10 protein-coding genes are annotated in these 10270 nt (G+C 62.0%); 6 read left to right on the plus strand and 4 right to left on the minus strand.

The features are described from left to right. Window position 1: 1 nt before the first annotated feature. The 3 genes from ABI_RS02580 to ABI_RS02590 form a co-directional block, all read right to left on the minus strand. On the minus strand, window positions 2-790 hold the full coding sequence (locus ABI_RS02580; RefSeq protein WP_006271261.1) for a class I SAM-dependent methyltransferase: 789 nt from the start codon (window positions 788-790) through the stop codon (window positions 2-4). Window positions 791-931: 141 nt separating this feature from the next. Then, complete coding sequence (locus ABI_RS02585) at window positions 932-1306, minus strand: GxxExxY protein (protein ID WP_006271262.1); 375 nt, start codon at window positions 1304-1306, stop codon at window positions 932-934. A gap of 81 nt (window positions 1307-1387) precedes the next feature. Continuing rightward, window positions 1388-1981: a TetR/AcrR family transcriptional regulator gene (locus tag ABI_RS02590; RefSeq protein ID WP_050808248.1), complete on the minus strand. Its 594-nt coding sequence runs from the start codon at window positions 1979-1981 to the stop codon at window positions 1388-1390. Between the two features lie 147 nt (window positions 1982-2128). Here ABI_RS02590 and ABI_RS02595 point away from each other — a divergent pair, with 147 nt between their 5' ends. Next, window positions 2129-2839 (plus strand): DUF4386 family protein, encoded by a 711-nt coding sequence (locus tag ABI_RS02595; RefSeq protein ID WP_006271264.1) that lies wholly within the window; start codon window positions 2129-2131, stop codon window positions 2837-2839. A 9-nt stretch (window positions 2840-2848) separates the two neighbouring features. Here ABI_RS02595 and ABI_RS02600 read toward each other — a convergent pair whose 3' ends face one another. Further along, on the minus strand, window positions 2849-3625 hold the full coding sequence (locus tag ABI_RS02600) for a LytTR family DNA-binding domain-containing protein (RefSeq protein WP_006271265.1): 777 nt from the start codon (window positions 3623-3625) through the stop codon (window positions 2849-2851). Window positions 3626-3722: 97 nt separating this feature from the next. Here ABI_RS02600 and ABI_RS02605 point away from each other — a divergent pair, with 97 nt between their 5' ends. From ABI_RS02605 to ABI_RS02625, 5 genes are all read left to right on the plus strand, one after another. Continuing rightward, the gene (locus ABI_RS02605) at window positions 3723-4151 is read left to right on the plus strand and encodes a DUF2306 domain-containing protein (RefSeq protein ID WP_006271266.1); all 429 of its coding nucleotides are present in this window, start codon (window positions 3723-3725) and stop codon (window positions 4149-4151) included. A gap of 274 nt (window positions 4152-4425) precedes the next feature. After that, window positions 4426-5631 (plus strand): ADP-forming succinate--CoA ligase subunit beta, encoded by a 1206-nt coding sequence (gene sucC, locus ABI_RS02610; protein ID WP_006271267.1) that lies wholly within the window; start codon window positions 4426-4428, stop codon window positions 5629-5631. Window positions 5632-5636: 5 nt separating this feature from the next. Next, window positions 5637-6524: a succinate--CoA ligase subunit alpha gene (gene sucD / locus ABI_RS02615; protein WP_006271268.1), complete on the plus strand. Its 888-nt coding sequence runs from the start codon at window positions 5637-5639 to the stop codon at window positions 6522-6524. Window positions 6525-6800: 276 nt separating this feature from the next. Beyond that, window positions 6801-9782, plus strand: coding sequence for a 2-oxoglutarate dehydrogenase E1 component (locus ABI_RS02620; RefSeq protein ID WP_006271269.1), 2982 nt, complete (start codon window positions 6801-6803; stop codon window positions 9780-9782). A gap of 87 nt (window positions 9783-9869) precedes the next feature. After that, the coding region (locus ABI_RS02625; protein ID WP_040308516.1) for a biotin/lipoyl-containing protein at window positions 9870-10270 on the plus strand (401 nt) is incomplete at its 3' end.

Raw genomic sequence — 10270 nt, forward strand, 5'->3', positions numbered from 1 at the left:
GTCAGGCGCGGCCTTCATGCAGGGCGCAGATGCCGCCGGAGAAGTTGCTATAGTTGACCCTGTCGAAGCCGGCGCGGATCATCATTTGCTTGAAGGTCTCCTGGTCGGGGAAGCGCTGGATGCTTTCGACCAGGTACTGGTAGCTGTCGCGATCATGGGCGATCATCTGGCCCATGAAGGGGATGACCTTGAAGCTGTAGGTCTCGTACACCTTGTTGATGACCGACGATTTCGGGTGGGAGAATTCGAGGCAGAAGAAGCGACCGCCCGGTTTCAGGACGCGTTTGGCCTCGTTCAGCGCGGATTGGACGTCGGCGACGTTGCGGATGCCGAAGCTGATGATGTAAGCGTCGGCGGTGTTGTCGTCGAGGGCCAGGCTCATAGCGTCGCCGACGGACCAGGATATTTCCGGTTCGTGCAGTTTGAGGCGTTCGGACTTTTCGCGGCCGGCCATGATCATGGCTTCGTTGTAGTCGATGATGCGGATATCGGCGTCGGTAGCCGAATTGCCGCGGCCGGCCCGGCGGGCCTTGGCGGCGCGTGCCAGCTTGGCCAGGCGACGGGCAATATCGCCGGTGCCGCCGGCGACATCGAGGATGACTTCGCCGGGTTGCGGGTTGAGCCGGGTGCAGGCAGCATCCTTCCACAAGTGGTGGATACCGCCGGACATGACGTCGTTCATCAGGTCATAGCTGGAGGCGACGCTTTTGAACACGCCGTGGACCATGGATACCTTGTCGCGGGCATCGACGTCCTTGAAACCAAACGGTGAAGTGGCTGTCTCGCTCATGCGATCGGTTCTAGCGCGAAGGTCTTAATTTGGCGAAACAAAAAACGGTAAAAGGGTTTTGGGATCTGCGGACATATCGTCGCGGGGGAACCTTATGAAGGTAAAGGGGATCCACAGATTACACAGATTTCACAGATTTTTTCAGAGCGAGAACCGGCGATGCAGGAGGCTCTGCGCACCAAAGTTAATCAAAAGGGCCCGGTTATGGCCGGAGGCCTTCAGATAATTGATGACTTGGGCGTCCTCATTGCCAGATAGGCTGGTCAAGGCTTTTAGCTCAAGCAAGACCGAATCGAAGCAGACAAAGTCGACACGGAAGGAACACGGAAGCAGCGTGCCTTTGTACATGATCGGTAATGGCGCTTCGCGCCGAAAGGGCAGGCCGCGGCCAGTTAGTTCTATGGCCAAGGCCTCATGGTAGACCGACTCGAGAAAACCGCACCCTAAAGTTCGATGAACCTCCATCGCAGCGCCAATGATAGCATAAGTTTCCGGGTCGCGAGTGTCGGTGTTCATAGTCAATAAATCCCTCTTAATCTGTGTAATCGGTGTAATCTGTGGACCCACTTTAAGAGGGTGGCCGCGAGTCGAGTCAACTTAAGAGTACAACCGTAATACAAGGCTGCGGAGACCGGCGCGCAGGTGGTCCCAGTCGGCGTCTTCGCGCAAAGGCAGGCCCGAGAAACTCCCCGAAACCGCCGCCGACAACACGAACTGCTGGATTGCCGCCACCAGCACCGCATTTATCAGACCCGCATCCGTCGGCATCTCTAGCTCGCCACGCGCGGCGGCCACCCACTGCATCATCGCCCGGCTGCGCGCTTGGGTGAGGGGTGCCAGCGTTCCCGGTGCCGCCGACAGCTCCCACAGGATGAGTTTTTGCAGAAGCGGGTTGGCGCGCAATGCCATCATGTAGGCATCGGCCAGATTGGCCGCCCACTCGCCATAGGTCGTACCCGGTACTGCCGTCGGCGGCGCGCCCAGCCACGTGGCGACGTCGCCGCCCATCGCCTCCAGCAAACCGTCCAGCCCGCCGAAATAACGATAGATCAACTGCTTGTCGCAGCCGGCCTGGCGCGCCACGGCATTGACGCCGAAGTTTTGAAAGCCCTGTTCGGCCAGGGTGATTTTCGCCGCTTCCAAAAGGGCAGCGTGGGTGGCTTCGCGGTTGCGGGTACGGGTTTCGACCATGATGAAATCCTTATACGGCAAGGCCATAGGCCGGTTTTGGGGCGGCGGCAATCAAATTATGTCACCGGGCGGTGATTTAATTGTTGACTCCGATAGGAGCGGCGCATAATCAGCATGTCACTCTCTGGTGACATAAAGGACGTGACGATGACGATTTCGAGCAAACTGACCGGCGCCGGCGCGGTCGCCCTGGCCGTGGTGTTCAACCTGCCTTACGGCTATCTGGCGCAGAACTTTGAGTATCCCGATATCCTGCGCCGCCCGTCGGCGGAGGTGCTGGCAGCGTTTGCCGCTGGTGGCGAAGGCCTGGTGTGGGCATGGTATGTTTTTGGCCTGTCGGCCCTGGCCTTTGTGCCACTCGCGATGGCTCTGTCGTTGACGCCGGAGCGGATTCACCGGTCACCGGGTGTAGCGATCGGCGCAGCCTTGGCCGGGGTGCTGGCCGGGCTGGTTCAGGCGATCGGGCTTTTCCGGTGGGTCTTCGTGGTGCCGGGTTTGGCGCGGCAGGAAGACCTGGGCGCGGCGGGTGCTCAATTCGACCTGATGAACGCGTTTGCCGGCGTCGCCATTGGCGAACATATGGGGCAGATTTTTACCGCGCTGTTCGTGGGCCTGGTGGCGGCCCTGCAGTGGGGAGAGCGGGCGCGTTTGAGCGCCGTCATTGGCACCGTGACCACGGGATTGATGGTAGCCGGCGCCGGCGGGGGGCTGGCCCTCGCCCAGGGTCAGTCTGACGAGATGTTCGCTATGCTGTCGATCGGCGCCTATCTCGGCCTGACGCTGTGGCTGATCACCACGGGGATCGGGCTGCTGGGTTTTGCCCGGGCGCGTCCCGCCAAGCCGGTGGTCTATGTCTGAGGTGCAGGGTTACAGCCAGCCATCGCCTTTCAATGCCTTGGCATAGCTGCGGCTGACAGGGGCGGCCACGCCGTTCTTCAGCGCCAGGGCAACGCGGCCGTCGTTGCGGCGCACGTCGGCGACGGCATCCTTTGCCACCCACCACGACCGGTGGATCTGCGAGCCTTCGATGCCGTCCAGCTCACGAATGGCATCGTACAGCCGCATCAGGATCAGAGTCTCGCCCGCCGAGGTATGGACCCGAAGGTAGTGGTCCTCTGCCGACAGGGCCAGGATGTCGGCGTGGCGGTATTTGAACCCCAGACGTTCACGGAACGTCTCGCCCGGCTCAGTGATCCGAGCTTCGGGATAGGTATGGCTCTGGACCGGGATGCGGTTCACCTGCATGTGCAGGAAGGTCATGACGGCGGAAATGATGGCGACCGGCGGGACGAAATAGGGCAGACGCCGCCACTGGGGTGTCTGCTGCTCGAAGGCTGCGGTAATCAGCCAAACCGTCACGCTGATCAGCGGGATGATGATCGCCAGCATGAAGGCGACCTCTTGCCAGGTGTTCAGCCGGGTTTGCCGCTCCAGGAAGATACCGACGACGCTTGACACCAGGCTGCCCGCCGCCATCACCGTCACCCAATAGGCCAGCCGCCACAGCCACGGCATGTCTCCCGTGCCGGCAGCGCTGAAATAGGTCAGGAAACCGGCCATGGCCAGGGCGATCAGCACGCCGCGTACCCACGACGATGCGTAGGCGGGCGCCGCTGACGAAGCGCGAACGGCAGGGTTGGGCATTTCACGAAGGGAAGGAGTCGAGTCGCGCATCGGGCCGGACAAGGATGAGGGTGTGGGGTGGTTATGCGGCATCCCATCTGAAAAAGGAAGCCGCCTCATGGACCTGCTCGACGCCTTTGCTCACCCGCACGCACCCGACTTCAGCGTCATCGCCCGTTTGTCTCCGGTGATCCAGATTCACCTGCTGGCGGCATTGGCTGCCTTCGCGGTGGCTACCTGGCAACTGATCGGGCCCAAGGGCACCATCCCCCATCGCGTCATCGGTTGGGCCTGGGTCGTCGCCATGTTCACTGTGGCCGTCTCGAGCTTCTTCATCCAGGAGATCAATCCCGGCAGCTTGAGCTTCATCCATATCCTGTCGGTCCTGACCCTGATCGGTCTGGTGCGATTGGTGTGGGAAGCGCGCCGACACAACATCAAGGGGCATCGCGGTCAGGCCCTGGGGCTGTACATCGGCGGACTGGTTGTCGCGGGCGTTTTCACCTTTCTGCCCGGCCGCGCCATGTGGCATATCTTTTTTGCCTGACAGCGCTGTCTTGGCTTAGCGAGCAATAGTTAGCGCTACCATCGCTTATAAAATATGGACTCGCGTCGTGGAGAAAATTCATGGTGCGGGTCAATTTTCTGTGACTGAGCGGTTGCACAAAGCCCCCCATCTCATTATAAAGCGCGCGATCGATGGACGAGCAACGGCGTTCGCCCTGATGTCTAACCACAACATCAGAGCCCCTCACGCTCAATTTGTATGAATTGGACGGGCGGGCTCTGCCGTTCATTCACACTCTGTCAAGACCGGTTCCATGAACATTCACGAACACCAAGCCAAGGCCGTCCTCAAGGAGTTCGGCGTCGCCGTTCCGCGCGGCTTCCCCGCCTATTCACCTCAGGAAGCCAAGAAGGCCGCCGAAACCCTTGCCAAGGAGGCCGGCTCGAAGGTGTTCGTGGTGAAGTCGCAGATCCACGCCGGTGGCCGCGGCAAGGGCCGCTTCGAAGGCCTGGGCCCCGACGCCAAGGGCGGCGTCCGCGTCGTCAAGACGCCGGACGATGTCAAGAGCAATGCCGATGAGATGCTGGGCCGTGTCCTGGTGACCATCCAGACCGGCCCCGCCGGCAAGCAGGTCAATCGCCTGTACATCGAAGAAGGCGCCGACATTGCGAAGGAACTGTACCTGTCGCTGCTGGTTGACCGGGTATCGTCCAAGGTTTCGGTCGTTGCCTCGACCGAAGGTGGGATGAGCATCGAAGACGTCGCTCACGACACCCCCGAAAAGATTCACTCCTTCACCATCGACCCGGCGACCGGCGTATGGCCGACCCACGCCCGTGCCCTGGCCCAAGCCCTGAACCTGAAGGGCGACCTGGCCAAGCAAGGCGCCAAGCTGCTGTCGCAGCTTTATGCCGCCTTCACGGCCAAGGACATGGATATGCTGGAGATCAACCCGCTGATCGTCACGGGTGATGACAAGCTGCTGGTCCTGGACGCCAAGTGCTCGTTCGACAGCAACGCCCTGTTCCGTCATCCGGACATGGTTGAGCTGCGCGACGTCACCGAAGAGGACGAGAAGGAAATCGAAGCCTCCAAGTACGACCTCAGCTACATCGCCTTGGACGGCGAAATCGGCTGCATGGTCAATGGCGCCGGGCTGGCCATGGCCACGTTGGACATCATCAAGCTGTACGGTTCCGAACCGGCCAACTTCCTCGACGTCGGCGGCGGCGCCACGACCGAAAAGGTGACAGCGGCCTTCAAGATCATTACGTCCGACCCCAAGGTGAAGGGCATCCTGGTCAACATCTTTGGTGGCATCATGAAGTGCGACATCATCGCCCAGGGCGTGATCGTGGCCGTCAAGGAAGTCGGGCTGAAGGTGCCGCTGGTCGTGCGCCTGGAAGGCACCAATGTCGAACTCGGCAAGAAAATTCTCAATGAAAGCGGCCTGAACGTCATTGCCGCCGACGACCTGGCCGATGCCGCGGCCAAGATCGTCAAGGCTGTGAAGGGTTAAGTTTAATGTCCGTTCTGATCAATTCCGAAACCAAGGTCATCTGCCAGGGCCTCACCGGCTCGCAAGGCACCTTCCACACCGAACAGGCCATCGCCTACGGCACCAAGATGGTCGGCGGCGTCACGCCCGGCAAGGGCGGCCAGACCCATGTCGGCCTGCCGGTCTATGACACCGTCGCCGAGGCGAAGGATCGCACTGGCGCCACCGCCACCGCCATCTACGTCCCGCCCCCCTTCGCCGCTGACTCGATCCTCGAAGCGATCGAAGCGGAGATGGAACTGATTGTCTGCATCACCGAAGGCATTCCGGTGCTGGACATGGTCAAGGTCAAGAAGGCTTTGCAGGGTTCCAAGTCGCGCCTGATCGGGCCGAACTGCCCCGGCGTTCTGACGCCCAACCAGTGCAAGATCGGCATCATGCCGGGAAATATCTTTAGCCCGGGCAGCGTCGGTGTGGTATCACGGTCCGGCACGCTCACCTATGAAGCGGTGTTCCAGACGACCAATGCCGGCCTCGGCCAGACGACGGCTGTGGGCATCGGCGGCGACCCCGTCAAGGGCACCGAATTCATCGACGTGCTCGAGATGTTCCTGGCCGATGACGCCACCAAGTCGATCATCATGATCGGTGAAATTGGCGGCCAGGCGGAAGAAGACGCGGCGCAGTTCCTGCGCGACGAAGCCAAGAGGGGCCGTATCAAGCCCATGGCCGGCTTCATCGCGGGCCGCACGGCGCCTCCGGGCCGCCGCATGGGCCATGCCGGCGCCATCATTTCCGGTGGCAAGGGTGGGGCCGAAGACAAGATCGCGGCTATGGAAGCCGCGGGCATCCGCGTCGCGCCGTCGCCGGCCGCGCTGGGTGAGACCCTGCTGAACGTCCTGAAAGGACTGTAGGCAAAAAGACTTCGCCCGGGTGGGGTTTCCACGTGAAATCCCGCCGGGCACAATGAAGACTACTTCGCAGAGGGATCGTGAGGAGTCTCGCGTTCCTTAAGCGAGACCCTCCGCAGCGCAGCTGCGGTAAGGGCGACTGCCCGCCCGAGCTTATGCGAGGAAAGCCCTCGCGGCGCTTGAGCGAAAACTAACCAGGGTGTCGTAATTGGCCCTGGTCACATTTTAGAAATGGAAAGGCAGACGGTGTCGTAGTTGGCCGTCTGGGCGGTACATAACATGGCGGATGATTCCGGCCGGCTGAACCAGGTCTTCGCGGAGACCTCCTTCCTCTACGGCGCCAATGCGGTGTTCATAGAGATGATGCAGGAGAAGTGGGCACAAGACCCCAACTCCGTGCCCCCCGAGTGGCGGGCCTTCTTCGACTCCCTGATGGACAAGCCCGATACGGTCAAGGCCAATGCCGAGGCCGGTTCGTGGGCCACCGATGTCACCGCCCCGCGCGATGAGAACATCTCCGCCATGGACGGCTTCTGGCCAGCGGTGCAGGCCAAGGTCGAAAAAGGCATTGCCCAGAAGGCCGAAGCGTCGGGCAAGCCGGCGTCGCAAGCCGAACTGCAGGCCGCGTCGCGCGATTCGATCCGCGCCCTGATGCTGATCCGCGCCTTCCGTATTCGCGGTCACCTGCAGGCCAATCTCGACCCGCTGGGTATCGAACAGCCCGCCCAGAACCCCGAATTGACCCCCGAATACTGGGGCTTCTCGGCCGCCGACATGGACCGCCCGATCTTCATCGACGGTGTGCTGGGCCTGGAATCGGCGAGCCTGCGTGAAATCATCCAGATCGTGCGCCGCACCTACTGCGGCAATATCGGCGTCCAGTACATGCACATCGCCGACCCGGCTGAAAAGGCCTGGGTCCAGGAGCGCATCGAAGGCCGCGACAAGGAAATCACCTTCACCAAGGAAGGCAAGATCGCCATCCTGAAGAAGCTGATCGAAACCGAAGGTTTCGAACGTTTCTGCCATCGCCGCTTCCCTGGCACCAAGCGCTTCGGCCTCGATGGCGGCGAAGCCATGATCCCGGCGCTGGAGCAGATCATCAAGCGCGGCGGCGCCCTGGGCGTCAAGGACATCATCTTCGGCATGGCCCACCGCGGCCGCCTCAACACCCTGGCCGGGGTGATGGGTAAGCCGTATCGCGCCATCTTCCACGAATTCCAGGGTGGTTCGACCCTGCCGACGGACATCGAAGGTTCGTCGGACGTGAAGTACCACATGGGCGCTTCGTCTGACCGCGCCTTCGACGGCAACACCGTCCACCTGTCGCTGACCGCCAACCCGTCGCACCTGGAAATCGTCAACCCGGTCGTTCTGGGCAAGACTCGCGCCAAGCAGTCCTTCCACCACAAGGCCAATCCGGCCCTGCTGGCCGGCGAAAAAGGCCCGGATCGCGGCAGCGCCGTCGGCCTGCTGATCCACGGCGATGCGGCCTTTGCTGGCCAGGGCGTCGGCATGGAGTGCTTGGCGCTGGCGGACCTCAAGGGGTACAAGACCGGCGGTACGATCCACTTCATCATCAACAACCAGATCGGCTTCACCACCAGCCCGCGCTTCTCGCGTTCGTCGCCCTATCCGTCCGACGTCGCGCTGATGGCTCAGGCGCCGATCCTGCACTGTAACGGCGACGACCCCGAAGCCGTGGTGTTTTCGGCCAAGATGGCGACCGAGTTCCGCCAGAAGTTTGCCAAGGACGTCGTCATCGACATGTTCTGCTACCGGCGCTTCGGCCACAACGAAGGTGACGATCCGACCTTCACCCAGCCGATCATGTACGCCAGGATCAAGGACCATCCGTCGACGCGCGACCTGTACGCGCAACGTCTTGTCAAGGAAGGCACCTGCACCCAGGCCGAGTACGACCAGTGGCTGAAGGACTTCGAAACCTTCATGGACGAAGAGTTCGACGCCGGTAAGGCCTATCGCGCCACCAAGGCCGACTGGCTGGACGGCAAGTGGTCGGGTCTGGGTCTGCCGGAAGAGGACGAGCGCCGCGGCATCACCGCCGTGCCGCGCGCCAAGCTGGTGGAAATCGGCAAGAAGATCACCACCATCCCCAACGACCTCGATGCCCACCGTACCTTGAAGCGGGTCATCGAAGCGCGCAGCCAGATGATTTCGAGCGGCGAGAACCTCGACTGGTCCACCGCCGAATCGCTGGCCTTCTGCTCGTTGCTGGATGAAGGCTTCCCGGTGCGTCTGTCGGGTCAGGACTCGATCCGCGGCACCTTCTCGCAACGCCATTCCGGCTTCGTCGACCAGACGACCGAAGAGCGCTATTTCCCGTTCAACCACATCCGTGAAGGCCAGGCGCTGTACGAAGGCATCGACTCGGCCCTGTCGGAAGAGGCGGTTCTGGGCTTCGAATACGGCTACTCGCTGGCCGACCCGAACACCCTGACCCTGTGGGAAGGCCAGTTTGGCGACTTCGTCAACGGCGCCCAGGTCATTATCGACCAGTTCATCAGTTCCGGTGAACGCAAGTGGCTGCGCATGTCCGGCCTGGTCATGCTTCTGCCGCATGGCTACGAAGGCCAGGGTCCGGAGCACTCCTCCGCCCGCCTCGAACGGTTCCTGCAGATGTGCGCCGAGGACAATATGCAGGTCGCCAACTGCACGACGCCGTCCAACTATTTCCACATCCTGCGCCGCCAGATCCACCGGCCCTTCCGTAAGCCGCTGATCCTGATGACGCCGAAGTCGCTGCTGCGTCACAAGAAGGCGGTCTCGCAACTGAGTGAGATCTCCGAGGGTTCGTCCTTCCACCGCGTCCTGCATGACGACGCCGAGCGCCGTCCCGACGTTGCCGGCCTCAAGCTGGTACCTGACGACAAGATCCGCCGCGTCGTGCTGTGTTCGGGCAAGGTCTATTACGACCTGCTGGAGGACCGCGAAAAGAAGCAGATCAAGGACGTCTATCTGATGCGCCTTGAACAGTTCTATCCGTGGCCGATGAAGTCACTGATGACCGAGCTGGGCCGTTTCGCCAATGCCGAACTGGTCTGGTGCCAGGAAGAGCCGAAGAATATGGGCGGCTGGGCTTTTGTCGATCCGTGGCTGGAACTCACCCTGGACCGCCTGAAGGTCAAGGCCAAGCGGGCGCGCTATGTCGGCCGCCCGGCCTCGGCTTCGACGGCCGCCGGCCAGATGAGCCGCCACCTCAAGGAACTCGAGACGTTCTTGAACGAAGCTTTCGCGTAGTCATTCCCCAACACGCCGCTCCCGATATTGTGGAGCGGCTCCCCACTTTCTGCGCTCAGATAGCGCAAACAAAATGGAGCCTGAATCATGGCTGATATCCTTACTCCCGTCCTTGGGGAATCCGTTGCCGAAGCCACCGTCGGCCGTTGGACCAAGAAGTCCGGTGACACCGTCAAGAAGGACGAGGTCCTGGTCGAACTCGAAACCGATAAGGTCGCTCTGGAAGTGTCGTCACCGGCCGATGGCGTCCTGACCATCCTGGTCGCCGAAGGTGAAACCGTCACCCCGGGCACTGTCCTGGGTTCCGTCGGTGGCGCCGGCGCCGCTGCCGCCCCGTCGGCTCCAGCCGCGGCCCCTGCACCCGCTCCGGCACCTGCCGCAGCTGCCCCGGCTCCTGCGCCGGCCGCCGCCCCGGCATCCAGTGACAAGCCGCTGTCGCCCGCCGTCAACCGCATCGTGTCCGAAACCGGCCTCGACCCGAACAAGGT

The organism is Asticcacaulis biprosthecium C19 (genome assembly GCF_000204015.1).
GTDB classification, from domain to species: Bacteria; Pseudomonadota; Alphaproteobacteria; order Caulobacterales; family Caulobacteraceae; genus Asticcacaulis; species Asticcacaulis biprosthecius.

What these genes read in the sequence shown, in the direction of transcription:
- ABI_RS02580 (WP_006271261.1), bottom strand. Translation starts at nt 790, where the DNA reads ATGAGCGAGACAGCCACTTCACCGTTTGGTTTCAAGGACGTCGATGCC.
- ABI_RS02585 (WP_006271262.1), bottom strand. Translation starts at nt 1,306, where the DNA reads ATGAACACCGACACTCGCGACCCGGAAACTTATGCTATCATTGGCGCT.
- ABI_RS02590 (WP_050808248.1), bottom strand. Translation starts at nt 1,981, where the DNA reads ATGGTCGAAACCCGTACCCGCAACCGCGAAGCCACCCACGCTGCCCTT.
- ABI_RS02595 (WP_006271264.1), top strand. Translation starts at nt 2,129, where the DNA reads ATGACGATTTCGAGCAAACTGACCGGCGCCGGCGCGGTCGCCCTGGCC.
- ABI_RS02600 (WP_006271265.1), bottom strand. Translation starts at nt 3,625, where the DNA reads ATGCCCAACCCTGCCGTTCGCGCTTCGTCAGCGGCGCCCGCCTACGCA.
- ABI_RS02605 (WP_006271266.1), top strand. Translation starts at nt 3,723, where the DNA reads ATGGACCTGCTCGACGCCTTTGCTCACCCGCACGCACCCGACTTCAGC.
- sucC (WP_006271267.1), top strand. Translation starts at nt 4,426, where the DNA reads ATGAACATTCACGAACACCAAGCCAAGGCCGTCCTCAAGGAGTTCGGC.
- sucD (WP_006271268.1), top strand. Translation starts at nt 5,637, where the DNA reads ATGTCCGTTCTGATCAATTCCGAAACCAAGGTCATCTGCCAGGGCCTC.
- ABI_RS02620 (WP_006271269.1), top strand. Translation starts at nt 6,801, where the DNA reads ATGGCGGATGATTCCGGCCGGCTGAACCAGGTCTTCGCGGAGACCTCC.